23 protein-coding genes and 1 pseudogene are annotated in these 25458 nt (G+C 70.1%); 15 read left to right on the plus strand and 9 right to left on the minus strand.

All coding sequences use genetic code 11. From position 1 onward, the window contains the following. On the minus strand, positions 1-1295 hold a 1295-nt coding region (locus D0D37_RS03610), incomplete at its 3' end, for a lipopolysaccharide biosynthesis protein (RefSeq protein WP_208719782.1). Continuing rightward, positions 1292-3925: an HAD family hydrolase gene (locus D0D37_RS03615; protein WP_116199065.1), complete on the minus strand. Its 2634-nt coding sequence runs from the start codon at positions 3923-3925 to the stop codon at positions 1292-1294. The genes D0D37_RS03610 and D0D37_RS03615, both read right to left, overlap by 4 nt. 395 nt (positions 3926-4320) lie before the next feature. Here D0D37_RS03615 and D0D37_RS03620 point away from each other — a divergent pair, with 395 nt between their 5' ends. Further along, on the plus strand, positions 4321-5214 hold the full coding sequence (locus tag D0D37_RS03620; protein ID WP_162834062.1) for a GNAT family N-acetyltransferase: 894 nt from the start codon (positions 4321-4323) through the stop codon (positions 5212-5214). 521 nt (positions 5215-5735) lie between these two features. On the opposite strand, the gene D0D37_RS03630 is transcribed toward D0D37_RS03620, so the two are convergent. From D0D37_RS03630 to D0D37_RS03640, 3 genes and pseudogenes are all read right to left on the minus strand, one after another. After that, positions 5736-6167, minus strand: a complete 432-nt coding sequence (locus D0D37_RS03630; protein WP_116199067.1) for a hypothetical protein — start codon at positions 6165-6167, stop codon at positions 5736-5738. Between the two features lie 501 nt (positions 6168-6668). After that, positions 6669-7904 carry a COG4705 family protein gene (locus D0D37_RS03635; protein WP_116199068.1) on the minus strand — a complete coding sequence of 412 codons (1236 nt, stop codon included), beginning with the start codon at positions 7902-7904 and terminating at the stop codon, positions 6669-6671. A 146-nt stretch (positions 7905-8050) separates the two neighbouring features. Further along, positions 8051-8793: pseudogene (locus D0D37_RS03640) on the minus strand (type 1 glutamine amidotransferase). A 218-nt stretch (positions 8794-9011) separates the two neighbouring features. Between D0D37_RS03640 and D0D37_RS03645 the strand changes: the two are divergent. Together D0D37_RS03645 and D0D37_RS48725 are read left to right on the plus strand one after the other, a co-directional pair. After that, positions 9012-9638, plus strand: a complete 627-nt coding sequence (locus tag D0D37_RS03645) for a DedA family protein (RefSeq protein ID WP_116199172.1) — start codon at positions 9012-9014, stop codon at positions 9636-9638. Positions 9639-9664: 26 nt separating this feature from the next. After that, on the plus strand, positions 9665-10072 hold the full coding sequence (locus tag D0D37_RS48725) for a DUF1707 SHOCT-like domain-containing protein (RefSeq protein ID WP_116199069.1): 408 nt from the start codon (positions 9665-9667) through the stop codon (positions 10070-10072). A gap of 423 nt (positions 10073-10495) precedes the next feature. Here the strand turns inward: D0D37_RS48725 and D0D37_RS03655 are convergent, their stop codons facing one another. Continuing rightward, positions 10496-11656, minus strand: coding sequence for an RNA-binding protein (locus D0D37_RS03655; protein WP_116199070.1), 1161 nt, complete (start codon positions 11654-11656; stop codon positions 10496-10498). Between the two features lie 176 nt (positions 11657-11832). On the opposite strand from D0D37_RS03655, the gene D0D37_RS03660 reads away from it, so the two are divergent. The 4 genes from D0D37_RS03660 (at position 11833) to D0D37_RS03675 (ending at position 15694) form a co-directional block, all read left to right on the plus strand. After that, the gene (locus D0D37_RS03660) at positions 11833-12522 is read left to right on the plus strand and encodes a response regulator transcription factor (protein ID WP_116199071.1); all 690 of its coding nucleotides are present in this window, start codon (positions 11833-11835) and stop codon (positions 12520-12522) included. 4 nt (positions 12523-12526) lie between these two features. Beyond that, positions 12527-13807 carry a sensor histidine kinase gene (locus tag D0D37_RS03665; RefSeq protein ID WP_116199072.1) on the plus strand — a complete coding sequence of 427 codons (1281 nt, stop codon included), beginning with the start codon at positions 12527-12529 and terminating at the stop codon, positions 13805-13807. 129 nt (positions 13808-13936) lie between these two features. Beyond that, entirely contained in the window at positions 13937-14524 is a 588-nt protein-coding gene (locus tag D0D37_RS03670; protein ID WP_116199073.1) for a glycosyltransferase, read from the plus strand. Between the two features lie 252 nt (positions 14525-14776). After that, a complete protein-coding gene (locus tag D0D37_RS03675) occupies positions 14777-15694 on the plus strand; it encodes an aminoglycoside phosphotransferase family protein (RefSeq protein WP_162834063.1) in 918 nt (305 codons plus the stop codon). 131 nt (positions 15695-15825) lie between these two features. Here D0D37_RS03675 and D0D37_RS03680 read toward each other — a convergent pair whose 3' ends face one another. Both D0D37_RS03680 and D0D37_RS03685 read right to left on the minus strand, forming a co-directional pair. After that, entirely contained in the window at positions 15826-17040 is a 1215-nt protein-coding gene (locus D0D37_RS03680; protein WP_116199075.1) for an MFS transporter, read from the minus strand. Positions 17041-17190: 150 nt separating this feature from the next. After that, complete coding sequence (locus tag D0D37_RS03685; RefSeq protein WP_116199173.1) at positions 17191-18117, minus strand: helix-turn-helix transcriptional regulator; 927 nt, start codon at positions 18115-18117, stop codon at positions 17191-17193. Positions 18118-18234: 117 nt separating this feature from the next. Here D0D37_RS03685 and D0D37_RS03690 point away from each other — a divergent pair, with 117 nt between their 5' ends. Genes D0D37_RS03690 through D0D37_RS03710 form a run of 5 tightly spaced genes read left to right on the plus strand, consistent with a single transcriptional unit; the run spans position 18235 to position 21736 of the window. Continuing rightward, positions 18235-19632, plus strand: coding sequence for an MFS transporter (locus D0D37_RS03690; protein ID WP_116199076.1), 1398 nt, complete (start codon positions 18235-18237; stop codon positions 19630-19632). Continuing rightward, positions 19629-20018 (plus strand): DUF2255 family protein, encoded by a 390-nt coding sequence (locus D0D37_RS03695; protein WP_116199077.1) that lies wholly within the window; start codon positions 19629-19631, stop codon positions 20016-20018. Before D0D37_RS03690 ends, D0D37_RS03695 begins: the two co-directional genes overlap by 4 nt. A 30-nt stretch (positions 20019-20048) precedes the next feature. Beyond that, positions 20049-20393, plus strand: a complete 345-nt coding sequence (locus D0D37_RS03700) for a carboxymuconolactone decarboxylase family protein (protein ID WP_116199078.1) — start codon at positions 20049-20051, stop codon at positions 20391-20393. A 54-nt stretch (positions 20394-20447) separates the two neighbouring features. Continuing rightward, on the plus strand, positions 20448-20882 hold the full coding sequence (locus tag D0D37_RS03705) for a cupin domain-containing protein (RefSeq protein WP_116199079.1): 435 nt from the start codon (positions 20448-20450) through the stop codon (positions 20880-20882). After that, positions 20879-21736, plus strand: a complete 858-nt coding sequence (locus tag D0D37_RS03710) for an aldo/keto reductase (RefSeq protein ID WP_116199080.1) — start codon at positions 20879-20881, stop codon at positions 21734-21736. Before D0D37_RS03705 ends, D0D37_RS03710 begins: the two co-directional genes overlap by 4 nt. A 493-nt stretch (positions 21737-22229) precedes the next feature. On the opposite strand, the gene D0D37_RS03715 is transcribed toward D0D37_RS03710, so the two are convergent. After that, entirely contained in the window at positions 22230-22559 is a 330-nt protein-coding gene (locus D0D37_RS03715; protein WP_116199081.1) for a hypothetical protein, read from the minus strand. Positions 22560-22898: 339 nt separating this feature from the next. On the opposite strand from D0D37_RS03715, the gene D0D37_RS03720 reads away from it, so the two are divergent. The 3 genes from D0D37_RS03720 to D0D37_RS03730 all read left to right on the plus strand — a co-directional run bounded on the left by D0D37_RS03720 (position 22899) and on the right by D0D37_RS03730 (position 25449). Then, positions 22899-23558, plus strand: a complete 660-nt coding sequence (locus D0D37_RS03720; protein WP_162834066.1) for a hypothetical protein — start codon at positions 22899-22901, stop codon at positions 23556-23558. Positions 23559-23583: 25 nt separating this feature from the next. Further along, positions 23584-24240 carry a YdcF family protein gene (locus D0D37_RS03725; protein WP_341867969.1) on the plus strand — a complete coding sequence of 219 codons (657 nt, stop codon included), beginning with the start codon at positions 23584-23586 and terminating at the stop codon, positions 24238-24240. 255 nt (positions 24241-24495) lie between these two features. Then, entirely contained in the window at positions 24496-25449 is a 954-nt protein-coding gene (locus D0D37_RS03730) for an AraC family transcriptional regulator (protein ID WP_116199084.1), read from the plus strand. Positions 25450-25458 lie beyond the last annotated feature (9 nt).

Here is a 25458-nt window from a genome sequence, read left to right on the forward strand (position 1 = left end):
GAAATCGGCAGCGGGATCCGGCCGCCGCGGGCGATCCGCACTCCGGCGGCGGCGACGGTCTGCCCGGCGAGCAGGGCCGCTCCGACGCCGTTGATCCCGAAGACCGGCATGAAGACCACCGCCAGCGCCAGCACGAGGATCGACAGCGTGGCCAGCAGGCCCGCGACGACCCCGACGCGCCGCCGTGCCCTGGCCTCGCTGACCGCCGCCGCGACGATGACGTTGGGGAGCGCGGACAGGGCCATCAAGACGAGCGCCCAGCGACCGGCGTCGGCGTAGCCCGGGCCCAGCAGCCGCAGCGCCCACGGACCCGCGCCGGCCACCAGGGCGACGGCGGGACCCAGCAGCAACAGGGATCTCCGCTCGATCCCCCGGCGCGCGGCAGCTGCCTGGACCGGGTCGCCCGCCGCGTGGGCGACCAGGGACTGGCCCATCGCCGCGGGAACCAGATACAGCGCGTACGCGATGGTCCACGCGATCGAGAACACCGCGGTCGGGCGTGCGCCGAGCGCGCCAAGCACGAGTACCGGAAGCAGTTGGGTGCAGGCAAGCCAGCAAGTCGCGCCTGCGAAGTCGCCGCCGAGGTACCCGGCCAGCGCGCGGACCGAGATCCGTTCGCTCGGCAAACCGGCGCGCTGGTGCGCGGGAAGCGCGCGAAGGAAGAGGTACGCCGTCGTGGCGAGCACCGCCGCCGCAGTGGCCGCCATCCAGGACACGGTGATCCCGCCGGCGGGCAACGCCGCGGCAAGCCCCGCCAGCAAACCCAGCTTCAGCACGGAGAACACGAGGTTCTCCACCGGCACCACCCGCGCGCGGCCGACCGCGGTCAGCACTCCGTCCTGCATCACGAAAATCGCCCAGACCGCGCAGGCCGCGGCGATGCCGGCGATCTGCGCGGGGCCGTTCACCAGCCCGCCCAGCTCCGGTGCCCACCACCGGACGCCGAGCGCGAAGACCAGGCCGGCGAGGCCGGCGAGCCCGCCGCCCACGAGATAGGCGAGCGCCACCAGTCGGACCGCCCGCGTGCCGGCGACCGGCACGAACCGGATAAGCACGTTGAGCAGATTCAGTTGCGCCACTCCGGCCAGGAACATGATCGCCGCGATCAGCGCCGAGTTCCGGCCGAGCACTGCCTGGTCGTAGCCCCGCGCCGCGACGACCCAGAACAGCAGGCCGATCGCGGACGTCAGCGCCGAACTCAGCACCAGCGCGTACCCGTGGCCGTAGAGCATCCGCCGTGCGGCGGTCGGCGGGCGGACAGCCGGCTCCGGTTGCCCCTCGATCGCGGTGGTCATCGACGCAGGCCTGCGGCGACCAGGCATCTCGCGATCGCCAACGGCAGGCCGCGGGCACCGCCGTTGGACGCGTCGAGGACCGTGAGCAAGGTACGGGTGCGTCGGCTCCGGGCCGGCGGACGGCACGCGTCGCACGTTCCAGGGCGATGTCCCAGCAACCGTTCGGCCGCTTGCGAGACCGCCCGCGCGTAGCCGCGGCGGAGCACTCGAACTCCCGACGCGCGCACCGCCCGGTCGGCGTTGGCGGGTGCGCACCCGACGGCTGCCAGACGCAACATCGGCAGGTCGGTCCCGGTGTCGCCGATCGCCAGCGCTACCGGCGCGCCGAGTTTCTCCGACAACAGCCGCAGTGCAGCGCCCTTGTCGACGCCGGCGGAGACGAAGTCCGTCTGGCCGACGCCCCTGATCACGCGAACCTGGGCCGCGTCCGGCAGACCGGCCAGCACCCGGTCGGCCAGCTCGCCGGGGAGCGCGCCGCCGGAAGCGCGACGGGCGCGGACGACGTGCTCGAAATCCATGTCCAGCAGGACGTCCTCGCGCGCGGAAAGGGCCGCCCGGACAGCGCTCAAGGCGTGCTTCCCTGCGGCGGGAACGAGGTCGTGCGCGGTGCCGTCGACGAAGATCGCCGAGCCGTACTCGGCTACTCCTCCGACCAGTCCGTACGTTGCGCAGCGCTCGGCCACCTCGTCAGTGCTGCGGCCGGTGGCCAGCACCGGGCGGAACCCGTGGACGTGCAGCGCACGGAGAGCGACGACCGCGGTCGGCGTGGCCATCGAGAAGCCGAGGGCGTCGGACTCCAGGACCCCGTCCACGTCGAACGCGACGAGTTCGCCGTCCGGCGCCGGAGGCGCGGCGGGCAGCACCTCCGCGAGGTAGCGCTGCATCGCCCGGGCGCCGGCCCTGGGCGCCGCGCGGCCCGCCCGCTCGCGGTCCCAGAGGTGCACCAGTTCGTAGAGCAGGAACCGTTCCGGATCGGAGGGGAGCTCCCGGCGCAGCGCGGCCACGAACTCCGGATCGCTGCTGCCCGGGTCGATGCCGGCCAGGTCGTATACCGGGTCGTAGCAGGCGAGGTCGGTATTGGCAAAATCCCGGACGTCGGCGTCCGCTTTGGACAGTCCGGCCGGCCCGCGGAACCAGTGCCTCAAGCCGGTCGCGCCGTCGACCACGGACGGGACGGGCACGGTGCACAGCCGGCGCACCGCGCGGTCGAGCAGGACCGGCCGCAACGCCACTCCGGCGCGCCCGTAGTTGCGCTGCAGGACTCGGCTGGCGGCTTCCCAGACAGGTTGCCGTCCCGCGAGTTCCCGGGAACGGTCGGACCCGGCCGGCATGGCCGCCGCCCGGTCGCGAACGTAGCCGGCCAGCGCTCGTGCGTCCGCGGGTTCGGCGATCGTGACGCGCTGGTGTTCCGGCAGCCAATCGCGGAACACGATCCCGTCCTGGACGCCGTAGGTCCGGGGCAGGCGGCCGGGCAGCGCGGCCGCGACCGCCAGCGCGTGCCGGCCGAAGAACCCCAGTCCCGCTCCGGCCGCGGCGATCCGCCTCGTCGTCCCGTCCGGGAACTCGACGTCGAACACGGCGCGCGCGTGCTCGCGGCCCTGAGAAAGGCTGGTGCCCGACACCCGGCCGACGACGCGAACCGGATGACCTGCCAACGCCGACAACGACCGCACGACGTTCTCGGTCTCGAGCCGGGCGTGCACGGCCCAGTCGCGGTAGGGGAGGGCGACGGTGTCGTACCCGGCCAGCGCGCTGGGCGCTGTGTCGCCGAACAGGGGAAGCAGCAGGGTGATCCCCTCGGCCGGGACCCCGGCTCGGCGCACAGCTTCCGCGACTTCGGCGATCGACTGCCCCGTTTCGGGCGGATCGTCGACCACCGCGACGCGGCCTCCGCGTCGCGCGACCCCTCGAAGCAACGCGCGCAGCGACGGCCGTATCCGGTAACCCGGTCGGACGGTGTCGGCGTGCACGTCGCGGTAGCCCTCGGCCCGCAATGCCGCAGCGGCCAGCGGCGCGAGGTAACTGCCCGAAGTGCGGACTCCGAGGACGACGACGGGCCGCTCGCGCTCCGGGTACCGTAGCCGGAACCGGGCGGCGAGGGCGACGAGGTCGGCCGGTTCCTGGTCGAAACTCCGAAAACATGACGGTATTCGCAGCACCGCCGAGGCGAGCTTCTGATCGAGCGACAGCAACGATCCGCGGAGCCGCGTCGCGGCCGCGAGTCGCCGTTCGCCGGACCCGCCGGGAACGGCGGCGACGACCTCCAGGGCGGCGTCGTCCCGCAGCTTGGCCGCGGCGGTTCGCCAGCGGAACGCCCTTCGGGCAGCTGGCCGCAATGAAGTGACGCCGCCAACCGCGGTCGCGGCCGCGCCCATGACTTCGGGCATCGGGCCAGCGGAGGCGTGCTCGCGGAAGTATCCGGCCGCGCGGCGCAACGCGAAAACGTCTCGCTGCAGGCGGTCCTCCACAACCTGAACCGCGGCGGACGCCAGCAAAAAAGTGTCGAGCGCGTCCTCTGCGACCGCCCGCCCGGCCAGGAGATGGGCGATTTCCGACAAATCGCAGAGAAGATCGGCAACGACGAGACGGCCACTGTCCGAGATCGGTTTGTCGCCGTATGAATACGCCATCGAAGATCCGTTTCTGCCGACCCGTCCGAGTTGTATTAAGAGAACTCGCCGATACCTGGTCCGCCGTTACAGTCCCGGGCCGCATCCGAAAATATTCCGGCAGAGTTGTAACCCCAGCGCTGCTCATGACGAACTACCTGGTGAGCGACCCGCGGCGATGGCGTCGAGGGGGCGAGGATCGAACGGACCGCGTCATGCATCGGCCCTACGCAACGAGCCCGGGAACGGCGACTGCCGACGCGCCCGTCGTGCCCGGGCTCGCGAAAATTGTCAGCCCCGCGCCGCGTGCGGAATGGAAAGCGATTCTGCACGCAGATCCTTATGCGTTGGAAAGTCAATCACCGGACTGGGCTGACGCGATGTGCGAAGCCCACGGATTGCGTGACGTCAGCAGAATGTACGAAACTGCCGCCGGGCGGAAATTCGTGTTGCCGATGCTGCGCGGCGCGCGAGCGGCGGGCTTGTTCCCGGCCGAATATTCGAATCCGCCGGCGTGCGGCCTCGGGGGAGTGATCGCACCGGGCGGGGCGCGCACCGACGATGTCAGCGTTGTGCTGGAGGATCTCGCGGGCCGTCGCGTCGTGGTCCAGTCGGTGTATCCGGGGCCGCTCGCGGCAGACGCGTGGCGCGATGCTCGGCACCCGCGTGCGCTCGTGCGTCAGCACCACGTCCATCTGCTCGACTTGCGCGCCGGTTGGGACGAGATTCTGGAACACCGGTTCACGAAGAACACCCGTCGCGGACTCCGGATCGCCACGCGCCGGGGCGTCACGGTGGAGCGCGGTCTGGGCGGCGAGCTGCTCCCCGAGTTCTACGGGCTCATGGAACACGCGGTGCTGCGGTGGGCTCGCAAGCAGCACGAACCCGCGTGGCTCGCCCGGGCCCGCTTGCACCGCCGTGATCCGCGTGAAAAGTTCGAAGCGATCGCCCGCCGGCTCGGGGACCGTTTCCAAGTGTGGCTGGCGCGTTCGGACGGCCGGATCGCCGCCGGCTGCCTCGTCGCGCGCAGTGCCAACGCGCACGACTTCAGGGCGGCGATGGACGAAGAACTGAAGCAATGCCGGGCCACTGACCTGCTGCAGGCGTTGGCGATCCGGGACGCCTGCCTGGCCGGCTGCCGGTACTACTACCTCGGCGAGTCCGGAACCGGCACTCTCGGGCAGTTCAAGGAACGGTTCGGAGCCCGCCCGTTCGTCTACCCCGAGTTCCGTCTAGAACGGTTGCCGGTGAGCCGGGCGGAACAGGGCGTGAAGACGATGGTGAAGAAGACGATCGGATTCCGGGACTGACGCGCCGCAGCCGGCTCCCGACGAGTGGACGACCGGCGTGCACATCCTGACTGTCGCTTGCGGACTGCCCGCCGGCCCCGACGCGTTCGACCGGGTACTACGCGCGCATTCACCGTCCGCTGGCGCAAAAAGTCCCCGGGCTGCTGGAGTTCACCGCGCGGCGCTGGACGGGGCGGAGCAGCCTTACTGCCTGTCTCCGAGCTGTCGCTCTCGTTGCCCGACAGCCTCGGGGCCGCGCGCTCCTCGCCGGACGGGCAGCCGCCGGCCTCGACAACTTCGCCGGCGGCGGCGCGACGATGTTCGTACAGCACGACTGACCTCAGTGGACGCCCCCGGCGCCGCGGGCCGAGCGATCACAACGACCACTTTCGGTTCGGAGAACGGCTTGGTCGCCGAGTTGGAGGACCTGTGCGTGGCGACGGCTTGTCGCCGGCACGGATTTCACGACGACATGCGACGGCTTCTCGCGCGCCGCCTGCCTGAACGTTGATCTTGGCGGCGAGCCAGATCTGCCGCGCCGGTCAAGACTGTCCTGGCGCGGTGCGGCGCTCGATGCCGGCGAGGATCCGGAGCATTGCCGGATGGCTGCGAAAATCCTCGCGCAGCTGGTCGTGATCGGCCGGGGTCAGCCAGCCTTGCCGGAGTCCGGTGCCGAGCTGCCGCAGGTGCTCGACTCGCTGGACGGTGTCGCGGCCGCAGGTCCGGACCAGAATGTCGTGGTATGCCTGGGCTTCGTCCGGTCTGCCGTCGTCGGCGGCGTCGAGGGCGAGCGTCTGGAGCCTCAGCGCGAACAGGAATGCCGGCGTCTCGCGAACTTCGGCGGCGAGGTGGTTCGCGATCCGCCGGGCCCGGGAGAAGTCGCCGGTGCGGCGGCCCTCGACCAGCGCCGTGCGCAGGTCCGCGCCGTGCCGGGAACCGAATATCTCCGGCAGCGGGATCGGATGGTCGGCCATGATCCCTCCTGAGCCGGGGATCCGTTGCCTGCTCGGCGATTTCGCCGGGCAGCCCGGCGTCGCCCGTTCGTCAAGGCGCGTCATCAATGAGTCGGAGCCGGAGCGGTCGCTGTTACGGCGGAGAAGCGGCCGCTCCGGTATGCGAGGAGCCGATTCTTCGCGTTTCGCTTCCTGGCGGCAAATCCGCTTCCTGCACGTCCGAGCGCGAAGTCCGCTCGGATCACTTGATCCGGGTCGTCCGGGCGGCATCGGCGGACCCTCCGGCTCGATGGATTCGTTCACGCTGAAGGGAATTGTCGCGATGCGCTCGACGAGCCGGACAACTCGGCGCTGTCGAGAAGACGTGATTGGAGGGCAACGTCGGCTCGGACCTATTCGGACACCTCGCGCTGCCGACGTCGTCCTCGGTGCGTTGAATCCGATGCCGGTCCGGGCACACCGGATTCTCCCGCCTTTGCTCGTGCCGGGTGTGCCGAGGCTGCCGGCACGAGCAAGGCGGGGTTACCCGAGGGCGGCGAGCAGATCGTTGAGCGCGGCCTTTTCCGCGGCGGGGTCGGGGCTGGTCGCGCGGAGCTGGCGGAGAACGGTGTCGATCTTGCCGTCGACGGTTGTCCAGGCTGCCTGGTTCTTGGGCTTGAGCCGGGCTTCGGCGTTGTCCCAGCCGGTTTCGAGGTCGTCGACGCGGCTGGTCGCGCCGGACTGGTCGCCGGAATTGAGCTTGGTCAATGTGTCCTGGGTGATGGTCTTGAACTGGGACAGGTCGCCGAGAGGCGACTGGTGGACCGGCGGGGCGGCGCCGGTTCCGGTCTGCGCGGGCGTCACCGCGGAGGCGGCGGAGGCGGAGTCGCTTTGGAGCGCGGAGGTCCGCACCGCGTATCCGATGACGGAGGCGACGACCGCCAGGCCGACGACCAGGATTGTTTGCCACAGGCCGCCGCGGACGGTGGCCGGCGGCGGCGTTTCGCGGGGCGTGACGTCGATTTTGGACAAGCTGAGGTAGATGACGACCGCGACGATGCCGAGGGTGAAGATCAGGCTGGTTGCCGTGGTGCCGAGGCCGAGCCCGCCGTTGTCGGGGGACTGGGAGAGGTAGTCGCCGATGGACGCGCCGAGCGGGCGGGTGAGCACGTAGATGAACCAGAACGCGAGCACCGGGTGCAGGCCGAGCCGCCAGCCGAGCGCGAGGACGGCGATGAGCCCCGCGACGATCAGGCCGGTGGGCAGGTAGCCGAGTCCGAGGACCTCGGCCATCAGGTCGCCGGTGGCGGTGCCGAGGGCGAAGGTGAAAAGGATCGCCAGCCAGTAGAAGGCTTCGCGGCGCCGGGTGACGATGGAGTGGATGGACAGCGTCTTTTCCGAGGCGTACCAGGCGAGGAATGTGATCGCCAGCAGCACGCCGAAAACGATCGTGCTGGTTTCCAGCGGTATGCCGGCCGCGTCGGTGAGGTTGTCGGTCACCAGGGTGCCGAACACGCTGACGAGCGCGACGGTGAGCCAGTAGGCGACGGGGCGGTAGCGGTCCGCGCGGAACTGGAACACGAGCGCGACGGCCAGCAGGACGCCGGTGACGACGGACACGCCGGTCAGGCCGAGGTTCAGGTTCACGTTCAGGAAGTCCGCCGCGGACTCGCCGACGGTCGTGCAGAGAACCTTGACGATCCAGAAGTAGGCCGTGACTTCGGGAACCTTGTTGAGCAGGGTGCGCTGCCCGGCCAGGGTGCTGCTGGGTGCGGTCATGGGCGTGCTGGTCCGTTTCGGGTCTGGGACAGGGATAGGCCGGCTACTGCGCGTAGCGGGCGGACCTTTGCGACGTTAGGGGAGAGCGGGTGAGGAGTTGGCGTGCGCGGGGTAAGGGCGCGGCAAACGATCTCCGTGCGAGCGGCCTACCGCGGCCGGAAGCCGAACCGGCCGGTGCGCGACGGAGCGGATCCGGCAGCGCGGAGGCGTTGTTCGCGCAACGCGGCGACTTCGGGCAGCGGCAGGGGCCAAGCGCCGTGCCGAGTGCCCAGCTCAGGAGAAGGTCGGCCAGCGCGGGGTTCCGCGCGAGCACCGGCCCGTGCAGGTAGGTCGCCACGATCTTGCCGGTGACGGCGCCGTCGGTTCCGTCTCCGTTGCCGGTCCCGGCCGTGACGCGGCCGAGCGGCTGGCTGCCCGGGCCGAGCCGGGTCCTGCCGAGGTGGTTTTCGAATCCGGTCAGGAGCCCGATGCCGGAGCCTGCCCGCACCACGATTTCACCGACCGACCGGCGCGTACCGGGGCTGGTGGTCAGGTCGAGCAGCCCGGCGCCGGGCTGCCAGGCGCCAGTGCCGGTGGTGAATCCCTGGCCGAGGATCTGCAGTCCCGCGCACACCTCCAGGACCGCCGCGCCCCGGCCGGCTGCTCGCCGCAGGCCGGGGTCGCTGCGCAGGCGGCTGGCGGCGAGTTCTTGTGCGGCGTCCTCGCCGCCGCCGACCAGGTAGAGATCGAGGGACGACGGAATCGGCGTGTCGTGGTCGATCTCGGTCACGGCCGCGGGGATCCCGCGCCAGCGCAGGCGCCGGACCAGGACCGTGGCGTTGCCGGAATCGCCGTAGGTGCCGAGCATTCCGGGAAGCACGAGCCCGATGCGCGGCGCCGATTCACGCATCGGCGTGCGGGACGAGGCGGGCTGGTCTGTTCACCCGTCCGATCATGCGCCGGATCGGGGCAGCGCGAGGTAAACCGCGGGTTATCCGTGCACAAGGTCCCGGCCGGGCAGGGCAGGCCAGGGCTCCTCGCCGATTCGGCGTCCGCGGCGACGACCGCACCGACCATCTACTACATTGCTGTAGAATTTCAGGACCGGCGAGGGTTGTGGAGGTGCGGATGGGCAGCCTGCTCGATCCGAAGTCGCTGCTGGGGACGTTCGGTCCGATCGGCGTCTTCGTGGCGATGTTCGCGGAAACCGGCTTGCTCGTCGGGTTCTTCCTGCCCGGCGACTCGCTGCTGTTCACCGCCGGCGTGCTCGCGGCGACGAGTGCCGGCTCGGCTTTGCACGTGTCGCTGCCCGTGGTGATCGCCGCCGCGGCGGCGGGGGCGCTGCTGGGGGCGCAGACGGGCTTCGTCATCGGCAGGCGCGGCGGGGCGGCGTTGCTGGCGAGAGTGAAGAACCGGCACCTGCACGAAGGCGTCGCGCGCGGGTCGGCGCTGCTGACGCGGTACGGCCTCGGCAAGGCGGTGGTGCTGGCGCGGTTTGTGCCCGTGGTGCGCACTGTGCTCAATCCGCTGGCCGGGATCACCGCGATGTCGCCGCTGAGGTTCCTGCTCTGGCAAGTGGCCGGCGGTCTGCTGTGGACGGTCGGGGTGACCGTGGCCGGATACGTGCTGGGCGCGTCGATCCCCAATATCGACACGTACCTGCTGCCGATTATCGCGGTGGTCGTGATTTTGTCGCTCAGCCCGTTGCTGGTGGAGGTTGTCCGTGCGCGCCGCTCGGGGCGGGATGTGGCCTGAACCTGTTCGCCTGACCTGGAACTCCGATGATCGGGGAGAAACTCGTGACGGCTGAAGACCGGGTGCGTTGTTCGGATTCCGAGCGGGAGAAGGCGGCGCAAGCACTGCAGACGGCAGCGGCCGAAGGCCGGCTCCCACTCGCCGAGACCGAAGAACGCACCGTCGCCGTCTACGCGGCGCGGTACCGGGAGGAGCTGCAGGCTGCTCTGTCGGAACTGCCCCGCCGAATCCCCGCCGTCGCCGGAGGCAGCAGGCTGGCTCCCGGTTCTCACGCTGTCCGGGAAGCAGCTTCTGGCGGACCTGGCGTTGCTCGCCGGTCGGCAGAGCGTCCCCGCCAACCGGCGGCGCCGGATTGCGCTCGCTGCGCTGGTCGTGCTCGGGGCTGTGTTCCTGGCATTGCTCGCCGTGCACGGCATCACGGGCGAAGGACATGAATTCGGAAGGCATTGACTCGGGACTTGCTGTCGCCGGTCCTGGATCCGAGGCCGCGCTGCCGGGTACCGCCAGGGCGCGGCGAATCCCGCCGCGCACAACGAGGCCAGCGCATCGCGCTGATGCCGCAAGCCGATTCCGGCGGATTCGAGACGCGGCCGGACTGGCTCGGGCCGACTGCCTGTGGTCATCGCGCGGTGCATGGGCGGCAAATACCGTCGTCTGCCCGACAGGGAAACGAGGCCCGATCGTCGGCACGGTGCGCAAGCGAGGCCGTCGAGCCGGGTCTCGGTACCTGCACCGGGATCTTGCGTCGGGTTCCGCGCGGCCGCGCGATTTCGGATTCAGGTTCTCGTCGCGTGCCGCCAACGGCCGGACGTCGTCGTCTGACCGCGCGTTCTCGCCGCGAGCAAGTCCTCCGGAGATCATGTCCCGGCAACGCCGCGCGGTGCGCCGACGGGCAGCGACCCAAACGATCGCAATGCGGTCGCGAAGAAGTCGCGCTGGTCGGGCTGCAGGTACCGGTCGGCCGCACCCGGGATGCCCGGGAGCAGTTTCGTCGGGCCGCGGCCGGGAAGATCGGGGCGGTAGCTGTCGAAGGTGACCATCGGCGAGTGGATGTCGAGTTCCATGCCCTGTTGGATGCCGGCTTGGGCCATCGCGGCGGCGAGCGTGTCGAGGGTGAGGCCGTTGCCCGCGACGTAGATCAGGTCGCCTGCCCGGTCGGTGCCGAGTCCGGAGCGCCAGGTGTACTGGTATTGGTTGGAGGCGCTGCCCCACGCGCCGGCGGGGTTGCGGCCGAGATCGGGGACAGTGCTCCCGTGGTCGACGACGAGGTCGAGGTTTTGCCGGACCGCGACGACATGGTCGGTGAGGGAGGCGTCGCGTCCCCATTGGGCGATCGAGACGCGTCCGGTGTCGTCGACCACCGCCGAGGCTCTGCCCGGCCGCAGCGGGGCGACAGTCGTGCCGTCGAGATAGACGCCGCCGTTGCTGTCCTTGAGTTTGAAGCCGGAATTGAAGACGGCGACCAGGGAGCTGCGCAGCGTGGCGGGCACGACGTTGGGCCCGGGGCCCCGGAAGTCTTTCGTGCCGGCGAAGAGCCGGGTGCGCACGAGACCCTGGTCGAGCCAGGCGACTCCGGCGACGACGCTGGCGTGCCGCGGGTCCGGCTGGAGGAACGTGGTGTATTCGGCGGTCCGGTCGCCGCTGCGCGCACCGGCGACCCAGACGCCTTCGCCGGCCGGCGCGCCGAAGCGGTGCCGGATCGGAGCCGGGCGCGGACCGGCGGCCGGGGTGCGGGAGGCAGCGGGGGCAGGCAGGTCGGACGGAGCGGGTGCCGCGTTGGCTGGCGGATGCCGGGTGTACCACCAGTTCTCGGCGGCGTTGACGACACCGCCGAGTCCGATGTCGCGGAGCCAGTCGACGGTGCGGACCGCGAAGCTGGCATTGCCGGGATAGGCGAGCGCCCGTACGTAGCTGCCGGCCGGATAGGCCAGCACGACGGCGAGGAGAACCAGAGCGATGCGGCCCCGGTGCCGGCGTCGCCGAGGAGCGGGAGTGGTCAGGATCGGTGCGGCCGCCATGGCTCAACGCTAGATTCGCCCCGGTGTGCGGCCGGGCAACGGAACGTTAGAGAACGGGAAAACATCTCCTCGGCGAGGTTTCGGGGAAATGGCCGGAATCGGGAAACATTCGGTTAACGCGCGGCAAGACGGTGCGTGACCGAATACCGCGATCGTGCCGCGATAAACTGCGTCGCATGGCCGGGATTCTGCTCGTGGAAGACGACGAAGCGATCGGCGAGATGCTGCGCACCAGCCTCGTCCAGCACGGGCACGAGGTCGTCTGGGTCACGCAGGGGCGGGCCGCGGTGCGCACGGGAGCGCGGCAGAGCTGGGATCTCGCGCTGCTGGACCTGGGGCTTCCCGACCTGGACGGCACGGAGGTGTGCCGGGAGCTGCGCGCGCAGTGCCCCGGCTCGGTGATCGTGGTCTTGACCGCCCGCGGCCAGGAAATGGACGTGATCGTCGGGCTGGAGGCGGGCGCGGACGACTATCTGGTCAAGCCGGTTCCGCTCGGCGAGTTGCACGCGCGGCTGCGGGCGCATCTGCGGCGCGTCAGCGGCCAGGCGGCTCCCGACCTCGCGCTGGGGCGGCTGCGCATCGACTCCGTGGCGCGTCGCGTGACCGTGGACGGGGCGGAAATAGCCTTGCGGGCCAAGGAGTTCGAGCTGCTGCTGCGCCTGGCCGCGGTCGCCGGCCAAGCGGTCAGCCGGGAGGATCTGATGGCGGACGTGTGGGACGCGCATTGGTTCGGTTCGACCAAGACGCTCGACGTGCACATCGCGGCGCTGCGGCGCAAACTCGCCGACGCCGGAGGGAGCCGGGAGATGCCGGAGATCGTGACGTTGCGCCGGCACGGTTACCGCCTCGAAGCCCCGGCGAGCTGAGCGCGTGCGGCGGCGGATCGCGGTCGGCACCATGGTCGCCGCGCTCGTGGCGATCTGCCTCTTCGGCGTCCCGCTCGCGGTGGCCGCGACGCGGTACTTCACCGCCACCGAACGAGCCGAGCTCGAACGGGCGGCGGAGGCCTACGCGCTGGACGTTTCGGCGGACGTCCTGCGCAATCGCACCCCGGACCCTTCGGCCACTGGCGAGGATCCGACCGAACTGGCCGTCTACCGCGCGTCCGGGAGCTTGCTGACCGGCAGCGGCCCGGCGGCATTGGACGGGGCCGACCGCGACGTCCGCCCGAACGAGGTCCGGGCTGCCGACGATCCCGAGAATCTCGTCGCGATCATCCCGATCACCGAGGACGGGGCCGTCGTCGGCCTGGTGCGGGCCGCGACGCCTCGGACCGAGCTCTATCAGCGCACCGCCGCGGTCTGGGCGGCCATGGCCGGCCTGGCGGCCGTGGCGCTCTTGTCGGCCTATCTGGTGGCTCGGCGGCAGAGCCGGCGGCTGGCGCGCCCGCTGGAGACGTTGTCGGCGACCGCGGCCCGGCTCGGAGACGGCGATCTCACTGCGCGGACCGGGCGGTCCGGGATCGCGGAGATCGATTCGGTGGGGGAGACCCTCGACGCGACCGCGGCCCGGCTGGACGATCTCCTCGCCCGGGAGCGGGCCTTCACCGCGGACGCCTCCCACCAGCTTCGCACGCCGCTGGCGGCGATGCGGCTGCAGATCGAACTCGCCATCGAGGACCCCGACAGCGACCCCCGCGCAGTCGTCGAAGCGAATCTGGACGCTCTCGACCGGCTGGACCGCACGGTCACCGACTTGCTGGCACTGGCGCGGGACACGCCCCCCGTCCGCGACGCCGCGGCCGCGCGCATCCAGCTGTCCGAGATCGAACGAGAATGGGCGCCTGTTCTCCGCCGTTGCGGGCGCGAGTTCACGATGACGGTCGAGCCGGGCATCGCCGACCGCCAGGTCTCGGAGGCGGTGCTGCGCCAGGTGTTGTCCGTCCTGCTCGACAACGCCGCTCGGCACGGCAGCGGTGCCGTGACCGTCGTGGCACGGGATGCGGGCGGAGCGCTTGCGGTCGACGTGGGCGACGAGGGCCCCGGCATCGCCGACGGCGCGGACGTCTTCCGCCGGCGTTCGCCGGCTGCCCAGGGCGCCGGGATCGGGCTGGCGCTGGCGCGCAGGCTGGCCGAGGCCGAAGGCGGCCGGCTGCGCGTGAAGCAGCCGAAGCCGGCGGTATTCACGGTGCTGCTGCCGCTGCAGGGCTGAACGGGCTACGCGCGAGGCGGCGCTGTGCGGTCGCCGAAACCGCGCGGTTCACCGCCAAACGGCGGCCGCAGGGCGAGCGGACCTTGATGCGCATTTCGCGGCTCTGCGTGGAGCAAGACTGGCCTCGCAGTGCTCGTCCTGGCCGCCAGTGCCTGCTGCGACGTGTACCGCATCGGCCGCTTGGACGCGGAGAAGAACGTGGACGACCTCCTCCGGGCCCTGCCGAAAGTCCCGACCCTGCACGCCACGCTCATCGGCGACGGTTCGTGCCGGACGGGGCTGGAACACCTCGCCGCCCGCCTGGACGTCGCGGACCGGGTGACGTTCCGCGGTTTCGTGCCCGACGCCGAACTGGTGCGCGCGTACCGGACCAGCCACCTGTTCTGCATGCCGGGCACCGCCGAACTGCAGAGCCTGGCGACGATGGAAGCGATGGCCGCCGGCCTCCCGGTGCTCGCCGCCGACGCGATGGCCCTGCCCCACCTGGTCGCCCCGGGCCGCACCGGGTGGCTCTACCCGCCCGGCGAGACGGAGACGCTGGGGGAGCGACTGCTGGAACTGACCGGAGACCCCGCCCTGCGCGCGAGAATGGGCCGAGCCGGTCAAGAAGCCGTTGCCAGGCACGGAATAGCGCGGACCTTGGACGCCTACGAGGGCCTCTACCAAGCCGCGACCGGGACGCTCCTGCACACTCCGGTGACCGGCCAGGCGGCGTAGCCCTTCACGGACCAAACCCCAGAACCGCCGGTGCTCCCCGCCGCCGATCCAACGCCCATCCATGAGTTCCGGTCATTCGACCCAGCGGCTGATCCGGCCGCGAAAAAATTAGGTAAGGGGGGAGCCGCTGGTGTTCCACCGCAGCGGGTTCCGGCCGCTGGCCGCTCACAGCGTTAGCCGGGGCACTCCCCGTTGGCGGCGAGCCGTGGCGGGTCGCCCCGTGTGGCTGGCAGGATGATCGGCGTGAGGTGGGTGCTCGGGGTCGATCCGGTGTTTCGGGCGGAGATCGAACGTCGGAATCCGGAAAGCTCTGCCTGGCTGGAGGGATTGCCGACGTTGTGCCGCGCCCTGGGCCGGCGTTGGGGAGTGGTGCAGGACGGGGCACCGCGTCATGGCCGGACCAGCATGGTGGTCCCGGTCGTCGGTGCGCGTGGGCCCGCGGTTCTGAAGCTGGTCAGCCCGGTCGGGCGGGTCGAGGCCGAAGCACGGGCGTTGTCGGTGCTTGCCGGGCGCGGCGCCGTCTCGCTGCTGGCCGTCTCCGTCGATGATCGAGCTCTGCTTCTCGACCGGATCGACGGGCCGTCGTTGGCCGGGCTGGATGATCCGCACGAGGCGGTCGGCCTCGCGGGTGAGGTCGCGGCGCGCGTGGCAGGTGTCCCGGCCCCTGATGACGCGCCGAAACTCGCGGCGCTGGCCGCCACGTGGCTGCGTGAACTGCGAGCACAGCACGTGAAGGCGCAGGAAGCCGGAGTACCCGTGCCCGAGGAATTGTCCTGCGCCGCGATCGACGTGATCGAGGCCCTGACGGGCGACACCACGGACACGCTGACACACGGCGATCTCAGCTTGGAGAACATCATGAGATCCGCAGCGGGCCGTTGGCTGGCCATCGACCCGCTGCTGCTGTGCGGACCGGTCGCGTACGAGGCGCACACCGTGGTGCGGAGCCTGCTGCCCCGCATCGTCGCTTCAGAGCGGCCTGCCGCCCTGCTGCGAGAGCTGACCCGACGCTTCTGCGACACCGCGCACGCCGACTACGAGCAATCCCAGCTGCTGTCGCTAGCCAGATCGGTGGCCTCCTACTACTGGGAGGCCCAGCATCACGGCAACCCGGCGAACGTCGAACGCTTGCGCCGCCTGTCGATGCTGACAGGTCGCATGCTCGCCTAGGCTTGACGATCCATCAGGTGGCCGGTCGGGACGCGCTCACCGCCATCGCCAGCCTCACGCTCCGGCACGTCCCCCACGAGTGAGGCGGCACCGCCGCTAACTGACGAACCCGAGGCGGACGGCCGTCGCGGTTAGTCGTGCGTCCGGTGAGCCTGATCCGTGCCTTGTGCTTCAGCCCGTTGCGTTGTGCAGGCGGGCAGTGCGTTCGGTCTCGGCATACCGAGCCAGCACACGTGCGTTTGCATCCGCTGCCCGCTGCTGCGCATCTTCACCTGTGTCCCTCCGAGCGGGTTCGACGTCGGTCTGCGGGCTGCGGTCAGCCGCAGCTTTCTCCCAATGTGGGTGTCTCTTGGTGCGGCGGGCGGCTTCGGGAAGACTCCGGGGTCCACTGTGGACTTGAGTGTGAGGCTGACGAGGGCGGCGGCGAGGTAGAGGGCGACGAATGCCCAGATCGCGCGGTCCATGTGGGCGCTGCCGCCGAGGAGGCCGACGAGGGCGGGCCCGGCGAAGGCGGAGAGCCCGGCGGCGAGGGTGTAGATGGCGAGTGCGCTGCCGGAATCGGACTCGGGCATGAGCGCGGTGAGGGGGACGAATCCGGCGAGCCCGATGCCGTAGACGGCCCAGCACAGCAGGGCGACGGCGAAGTTGGGGCCGAGCGCCAGGGGCACGTAGTAGAGCAGCAGCGCTCCGGCGGCGCACATCACGCAGCTGAACCAGGTGACGGTGCGACGCCAGCCGAAGCGGTCGCCGACGATGCCGAAGACCAGGTTGGCGAAAATGTTGGCGGTGTAGACGCAGGTGACGAGCAGCAGGTACTCGCCTTGGCTGAAACCGATGGTGTGGGTGAAGAAGAGGGGGGCGACGACGAAGAGGGCGAAGTTGGGCGCGGTGTTGACGAGCCGGACGAACGCGCCGGCGGTGACGCGGGGTTCGCGCCAGAGAATAGTGATGCCTTTGACCAGTTCGCGCAGCGGTGCTTCGCCCTCGGCGCGGACCGGGCCGGCGTGTCTGAGGTCGCGCACCCCGATCAGGGCGGCGAGCGCGCCGAGCAGGACGATTCCGAGCCCGACCCAGAACAGTGCCGTATTCGCCGACGACGGGGATGCAGGCGCCGGCCACGAGGGAGCCGAGGGTGGGCCGGCCGGCGCCGAAGGCGAACCAGAACCAGCCGACCGAGGTGCCGCGCTGCCGGGCCGGAGTCGCGGCGTTGATCCACACGAGGAACGCGTAGGCGAAGAAGGGGTAGCCGAGGCCGCGGATCCCGTAGACCACGGTGACCAGCACCTCGGAACCGCTCGGCCAGGTCCTGACTGTGGCGAGTCGCTCTCATTCTGGATCGGGCGCACCGCGCTGGCGACCGAGGAAGGGGTCTGACCGACAACCTGGCCGAGGTATCGGCCGTCGCGCGGGCGTGCGTCGACATCGCCGCGTCCCTGCCGAAGCTGAACCTTATTCTCTGGCTTTTACCTGTCGTGCGGGAGACTGGTCTGCCGGGTTCAGGTGGGCTTGTTCGTGCCCTCCTCCGACAGCGTGTCTGCGTCGCGGTGCTCTGTCGAGGGCTGTGCGAGCCGTGACGACTGCAGCGCTTCGGTGGCGGCCCAGGTGGCGAGCAGGTTGAGGCTGTCGGCTGAGGGGCTGGCGGGTTCGGCGGTGTAGGCGGTGAGCACGAGTCCTGGTGCTGCGACGAGTTCCATGGAGTCGTAGGCCAGTTCGAGGTAGCCGACGACGGGGTGGTTGAAGGTTTTGACGCCGCCTTTGTGGGAGCGCACGTCGTGGGCTCCCCAACGGGTGCGGAACGCTTCGCTGCGGGTGGCGAGTTCGCCGATCAGTTCGGTGAGGGCGGGGTCGTTGGGGGTGCGGCCGGCTTCGGTGCGCAGCAGGGCGACGGCGACGGACAGAGCGCCGTCGTGGTCGGGGTAGTAGTCGGCGGCGCGGGGATCGAGGAAGTCGAACCGGGCGATGTTGCCGCGGTGCGCGGGCTCGTCCAGGACGGGGGAGTACAGCGCTCGGCCCAGTGCGTTGGCGGCCGCGATGTCGAGTCGGCCGGTGCGCACGAACGCGGCGGTGCCGGCCATCGAGTCCAGGATCCGCTGCACGCTGGCCGGGATTTTCGGCGCGGTTCGCCGTGGCGGTGTGCGTACCGGTTTGGCTGCTCGGGCGAGGTTGAACAGGTGCTGGCGTTCGATGTCGCTCAGTCGCAGGGCGCGGGCGACGGCGTCGAGCACGTCCTCGGACACGCCGACGATGTGGCCTTTCTCCAGCCGCGTGTACCACTCCGGGCTGACGCCGGCCAGGACGGCGACCTCCTCGCGGCGCAGCCCGGGCACGCGGCGCCGCCCGCCTCCGGGCAGCCCGACCTGCTCCGGGGTCAGCTTCGCGCGCCGGGTCAGCAGGAAGTCCCGGATCTCTTCACGGTTGTCCACGCCGACCACGCTACGTCCCGGGGGCGGCGGCGAGGGGGGTTGAGGTTGTACCCCCGTAACGCGACCTGTCTGGCCTGCGCGAACTGCGGTGTGCTGGTGTGCGTGAACGACCCATGCATGTCAACGTCCGCCGGATCGCCGGCCGCTGCCGTGCTGGAACCCCCGCCGAGCCGCGACCGGCAGGCCGGGGCGGCGTTGGCGGCGGCGGTGCTCGGGTTCTTCGTGGTGACCCTGGACGCGGTGGTGGTGAACGTGACGCTGCCGACGATCCGGACCGATCTGGGCGGCGGCGTGGCGGGACTGCAATGGGTGGTCGACGGGTACACGCTGATGTTCGCCGCGCTGCTGCTGACCGCCGGATCGTTGTCGGACCGCCTGGGCACCCGACGAGCCTTCGGCTTGGGGCTGGCGGCGTTCGTGCTGGCCTCGGTCGCCTGCGGGTTCGCGCCGGGGTTGGGGACGCTGGTCGCCGCCCGGTTCGTGCAAGGCGCGGCCGCTGCGGCGGTCATGCCGGCGTCGACGGCGCTGCTGCGCGAGGCCTACCCCGAGGCCCGGGCTCGCGGCCGGGCCGTGGCGGTGTGGGCGATGGGCGGTGCGGTCGCCTCGTCCTGCGGGCCGGTGCTGGGCGGTGCGCTCACAGCGGTGGACTGGCGGCTGATCTTCTTCCTGAACGTCCCCGTGGGCGCGGTCGCGCTGGTGCTGCTGGCCCGGGCCCGGCGCTCGGCGCCTCGGGCGGCGCCGTTCGACGTGCCAGGCCAGGTCACCGCCGCGGTCGCGATGGTGGCCCTCGCCTTCGGGGTGATCGAGGCGGGAGCCCGCGGCTTCGGCGACCCGGCCGTGGCGGCGTCGCTGGCGGCGGCTGGCCTGGGCATGGCCGGGTTCGTGCTCGCGCAGCGGCGGGCGGCGCACCCGATGGTGCCGCCGGGCCTGTTTCGCTCCCGGACCGTCGTGATCACCGTGGTCACCGGGTTCGCGTTCATGGTCGGGTACTACGGGCTGCCGTTCGTGGTAAGCCTGTTCCTGCAGCAGGAGCGGGGCCTGACCGCGCTGAGCACGGGGATCGTGTTCCTGCCGATGATGGGGATCGGGCTGGCCCTGACCCCGTTCTCCGCGCGGCTGGCCGAGCGGCTCGGCCGCAAAACCCTGATCGTGACCGGGCTGGTGCTCATGACCGTCGGGCTCGCCGCCGTCGCCGTGCTGCCCGCCTCCGCGCCGCTGGGGGCGTTCGCCGCGCTGATGGTCCTGGTCGGCCTCGGCGGACCGACCGTGTCCCCACCCGCGACCGCGGTGCTGCTTGATGCCGTGCCGCACGCCCAGGCCGGGGTCGCGTCCGGGGTGTTCAACACCAGTCGCCAGATCGGGGGCGCGCTGGCGGTCGCCGTGTTCGGCGGTCTCCTGGCCCGGCCGGGAGCGTTCGTGCACGGCGCGCAGGCGAGCCTGTGGATCGCCGCCGGCGTTCTGGCCCTGACCGCGATACTCGCCCTTTTCCTGCCCACCGCGAAGGAGACCTCATGAACGACACGACACCGGCCTGGAGCGGCAGCGAACTGTCCCGGTTCGGCGACGCCGAGGAAATCGAGATCAGCACTCGCCGCCGGGACGGCAGTCTGCGGCCGTTCGTGCCGATCTGGGTCGTCGCCGTCGGCGGCGCGCTCTACGTCCGCTCCTACCGCGGAGCGGCCGGAGCCTGGTACCGCTACGCCGCCGGGCGCCCCGCCGGCGCCATCCGGATCCCGGGCCAGCAGGCCGAGGTCGTCGCTGCCGCCGCCGACCCAGGCGTGCGCGAGCAGGTCGACGCCGCCTACCGGGCCAAGTACGCCCGCTACGGCACCACCTATCTGCGGCCGATGCTCGCCGACCAGGCCGTGGCCGCCACCCTGCGGCTCGCTCCCGCGCACTGACCGTCCATCCGATCGAAAGGAACCCCGCTCATGACCGACAACCAGAACGAGAAGAACACCGGATGGACCGGAGGCCAGAACGCCTTCGGAGACTTCGCGCCCGGAATGGTGCACTACACCGACAAAGTCCTCTTCGACGAAGTATGGGAGCGCGCCGGCCTGTCCAAACGCGACCGCAGCCTGATCACGATCTCCGCGCTGACCGCGCTCGGGAAAATGGACCAGCTGCAGTTCCACCTCGCCTTCGCCCGGCGCAACGGCGTCACCGACGACGAGCTGAAGGAAGCCCTCCTGCACCTCGCCTTCTACTCCGGGTGGCCGAACGGCATGGGAGCGACCACAGTGCTGAAGAACATCGTCGAGAACGACGCCTGAGCGCACAACCGCCCAGACCCCGCGAAGAACCGCCGACACGAACAAGGAAAAGCCATGACCGCGAACGACTTCGACCAGATCTTCCCGCTCGGCGAGAAGAACGACGCCTACGCGCAGTACTTCACCGGCCAGAGCTACAACGCCCCCCTCGCCTCGGGAAGCGTCCCCGTCAACAACATCTCCTTCGAACCCGGCTGCCGCAACAACTGGCACGTCCACCACGGCACCGGCGGCGGAGGCGACCAGATCCTGCTGTGCACGGCAGGCAGCGGCTGGTATCAAGCCGAGGGCGAAGACCCGGTCAGCATGGAGCCCGGCACCGCGGTCCGCGTCCCGGCCGGCACCAAGCACTGGCACGGCGCGAAGGCCGACTCCTGGTTCTCCCACGTCGCCTTCATCACCCCGGGCGAGGGCGTCAGCAACGAATGGCTCGAGCCGGTCGCCGACGAGGAATACCGCAAGCTGCCGAAGAACGGAGAGAACGCATGACCATCCTGAACGAGACTTACTCCCTGGCAGGCGGTGTCGAGATCCCCAAGCTCGGCCTGGGAACCTGGTTCATCGACGACGGCAAAGCGGCCGAAGCGGTGCGCGCCGCGGTCGAAATCGGGTATCGCAACATCGACACCGCACAGGCCTACGGCAACGAACACGGCGTCGGCGAGGGAATCCGCACCAGCGATCTTCCCCGCGAGGAACTGTTCGTCTCCACCAAACTCGGCGCGGAGATCAAGGACTACGACCAGGCCACGGCCGCGATCGACGAGTCGCTGTCCACACTCGACATCGGCTACGTCGACCTCATGCTCATCCACTCGCCGCAACCGTGGAACGACTTCCGCGGCGACAGCTACGCCGAGGGCAACCTCGCCGCGTGGCGAGCGCTGGAGAAAGCGCACCAGGAAGGGAAGATCCGCGCGATCGGCGTCTCCAATTTCCTGCAAGCCGACCTCGACAACATCCTCCAGAACGGCACCATCGCGCCGCAGGTGAACCAGATCCTCGTGCACGCCGGAAACACGCCCGCAGAGCTGATCGCCTACTGCCAGGGCAACGACGTCCTCGTCGAGGCATACTCGCCCATCGCGCACGGCGAGATCCTGAACAACCCCGCTGTCGCGACGGTCGCCGACCGGTACGAAGTCTCGGTCCCGCAGCTGTGCATCCGGTACACGCTCCAGCTCGGCACCGTGTCACTGCCGAAAACCGCGAACCCCGACCACATGCGCTCGAACGCCCAGGTCGACTTCGTCATCTCCGACACGGACATGGACACCCTCCGGAACCTGGACGAACGGAACTACGGCGACTCCAGCGCATTCCCCGTCTACAGCGGCAAATAACGGCGACCAGCGCGGCCCGCGTCGCCGCTCAACCGGCCGGGCAGCCCGGCAGCGGACAAACCCGCCGCCTCCGCCCGGACCTGATCGGCCTCGACTTCTCCGGGAATGCGGCAGCAGATGGGGCTCGCCACAACTTATATCCGGGATCACCCGACCCGGGATTCCGAGTCTCCAGTCCGCGGTCGGCCTGCTCGCCGTTGCCCTCGTCGGCCGTCGGCCCGGACTAGGGTTCGCGACCGCGCGGCGTCGCGACTTGCGGAGTGAGTGTTGCGTGGCCTGTCCGCAACATTTGTGCTGTGGTTGGCCGTATCCGGCAGTTGAGACCAAAGGTTGCTGGCTCAGCATCGTGCTCGCGGTTGCATTTGACGTCGAATTCCGGAGGGCGGTTGGACAGCAGCCGTTTCGCCGGGGGCAGTGGCCTGATCAATTGCGAAGCGAGCGGAAAGACCCAACGATGGCCGGAAGGTCGCCGGGGTCGCCTATGCCGCTGCGGCTATCCGTGGGTCCGGGGCCGGTAGTCGCCGTACTGCTGACGACGGGCGGGTCCCCGGCGGCGGAGCAGGTGTGCGGGCACGTAGTGGCTGACCGGGGGCGACCATTGGTCGTCGGCGGTGACGAGCTGGTAGGTGACCCAGCCGAGCAGCCCGCCGTCCTCGCGGCGCGCCCATTCGAACAGCAGCCCGGGATGCTCGGTCTCGACCCGCAGCCCGGCGCGGTTGCGCGGCGCGAGGAGTTCGGTGCCGAGCACGAGCAGCTTGCGCACGCCCACCCACACGGGAATCGGCGGATCCACTTTCCGCACGGTCGACGGCCACTCGTTCACCTCAAGGTCACCCGCTCGCGTTCACGTTCCGGGCCGCCCCGGTTCCCGGCGACCCGGGACGGAAGTCGAACATGTGTTCGCATCGGGTGCCAAATTGGGCTGGACGGCCCGTGACCGGCAGCGGCTGTGGTCGGACGGATAGGACCGTATTCCGGCAAAGATCGCGAACTCGGGTGGTCACTATGGGTGAATTGATACTTGCTCTCGGCGAGGGGCGTCTGGTCGGACGACCTGGATCGTGCGATAGTCCACTTCGGACGGCAAGATTTCCCTGCCGCGACCGTATTGGTCGATCGCTGGTTGCGGCGGTTTTCTCCCGACAGCAACGACACGTTGGGTATGTCGCTCTACGCCCGAAGCCTGCGGCTGCAGGGAGACTTGCGGCAGGATCAGGGTCTGCTCCGCGGACCGCTATCGGCCAGGCAGAGCTACTCGTTCGCACGGGAGATCTTCGCCGAACTTGGCATGCCCAGACGGGTCGCGCAGGTCGAGTTGCAGTTGGCGGTGAACGAAGAGATGACGGGGTCGCACAGCCGGGCAGCAGAGAGGTACCTCGAATTCGCCGATGACGCGCGCTTGTCGAGGCGTGACCGCGCACGGTCACGGCTTTGGGTCGGTACTGCGCTGAGTAAGGCGGGCGACCCCGAGCAAGCCGTCCATTTCATCGAACCAGCGATCGTCGAGTTTGAGCGGCTAGAGGAACCTCTCGACTGGTCGACCGCCCATCAGAAGCTCGCGCTCGCGCATCGGAGTGCTGGCAACCTCCACGGCGCGACGGCAGCGATTGGCGTGGCGCTGGACGCGCGGGGTTCCGGTACGCCGATGCAGCAGGTCCGGTTGGACACCGCCTATAGCCACATCCTGCTTTCTGATCCGCGGACGGAGGCAGCTGGACTCTGCCGACTGGAGGATGCTGCAGACGTCGCGCGGCAATACGGCATGATGCACCAGTTGCAGAGCATTCGAAGTCTCCGCCTCGCTCATGAGGGCCGGGCGTGACCGAGAGGAGTTGACGGAGTACGTGGTGCGCGAGCTGACGGCTCAGGACTGGGCGGATGCCGAGGTCGTCTGGGACTATCACCAGCTCCACCACGAGCTTGTCCCGTGCTCGGCCGCACTGATTCTTGGCGGCAACGACCTCGGCGTCGCATCGTTCGCGGCCGAGCTGTACCACCGGAGCCTGTTCCCGGTGATGGTCATGAGCGGCGGGAAGGCTCCAGGGACCGAGAAACTCTTCCCGCGAGGGGAAGCCGAGCATTTCCGCGAGGTCGCGCTTGGTTGCGGAGTGCCGGACGAGGCGATTCTGCTCGAACCGAACGCGCGGAACACCGGCGAGAACTTCGTTCTGTCGCGTGAGGTCTTCGCGGCGGCGGGGATTCGACCGACTTCGTTGCTGTTGATCGCGATGCCGTACATGGAGCGTCGTGCCTACGCGACCTGTCGGCGGCAATGGCCTGAGGTGGATCCTCGGTGCGCGTCCGCGCCCGTCGGCCTGCGCGAGTACGTCGAGAGGATCGGATCCGCGGCGGACGTTGTCGACATGATGGTCGGCGACACGGAACGGGTCATGCGTTACCCCGACCTGGGGTTCGCGATCGCGCAAGACGTGCCGGAGCTCGCTCTCGCAGCTTATTCACGGCTCGTCGAACGCGGCTTCACCAGCCGGATGCTGAAAGCTTGATGAGGGGTTACCCCCGAGTTGGGACAGGGGTTTAAGAGGGTTCAAGCAGCCGTGCGGAGTGACTGCACCGGCAGTGCGGCCGACAGAGCGGGCAGCGCGCCGAACGTGGTGACGACCCGCGCGTCCACCAGCCTGCCGACCAGGCCGCACGCGAATCCGCAGATAGCCGCCCGGAATCCGCAGTCCCGCGGGGGCGGCTGCGGCCTACCGTGGAGTACTGGGCCGACGAGGGCCCGCAGACGGGAGGCGAACGACGTGACGGACCTGCTTCGGCCCCTCGAAGAACGCCATACGGCAGGTGACCTGCTCGCCGAAATCGCGGATCGCGCGCCCGCGCTCGGGGGCAACCCCGGCGGCTGGCCGGGCCTGACCTTCTACCGCTACACCCGGCCCGTCGCCCCGCAGTGGGAAGAGGTGCGGTCCCTGTCGCTGTGCATCATCGCGCAGGGGCGCAAGTGCGTGGTCGCCGACGGGCGCGCACACGCGTACGACCCGTTCAATTACCTGGTGCTGAGCGACCGCCAGCACTTCACCGCGGAGATTCTCGAAGCCACGCCGGCCAGGCCGTTCCTTTCGCTGGTGCTGCAGGTGGATCCCGCGCTGGTGCGGCGGGTGTCGGCCGACGTCCTCGACCGGCGGGCCACCACGTTCGACCGGGTTGCCCACCACCAGTCCGAGCGGGCGTTCGTCACCCCGCTGGACTGCACGCTGATGTCGGCCACGCTGCGGTTTCTCCGCGCGACGGGCACCGGCGCGGACCGCCGGGTGCTGGCGCCGATCTACCTGGCCGAGATGGTGTACCGGATCCTGCAAGCCGAGCAGTACTCGCGGCTGCTGGAGATTGCGGCGTCGGAGGTGGCGCGCAACCCGGTCAGCGAGGTCGTCTCCTACGTGCAGGACAACATGTCCGAGCCGCTGACGGTGAGCGACCTGGCGGAACGGGTTTCGCTCAGCCCGTCGGCGTTTTCGCATCTTTTCCGTGAGGTGACGGGGAAATCGCCGTACCAGTTCGTGAAGGAGATGCGGCTCAACCGCGCGCGCGACCTGTTGATCGAAGGAAGGTTGAGTGTCACGCAGGTGTCGAAGGCGGTCGGTTACGCGAGTGCGTCGCATTTCATCAACGAGTTCCGCGCGCGATTCGGGGCGACCCCGCGCGCGTATTCCGATCTTCGCTCGCTGCGGGAGGAATTCGGCGTCCGAAACGGATGACGGGGGTGC

Origin of the sequence: Amycolatopsis circi, assembly GCF_003385235.1 — a bacterium.
Taxonomy (GTDB): domain Bacteria; phylum Actinomycetota; class Actinomycetes; order Mycobacteriales; family Pseudonocardiaceae; genus Amycolatopsis; species Amycolatopsis circi.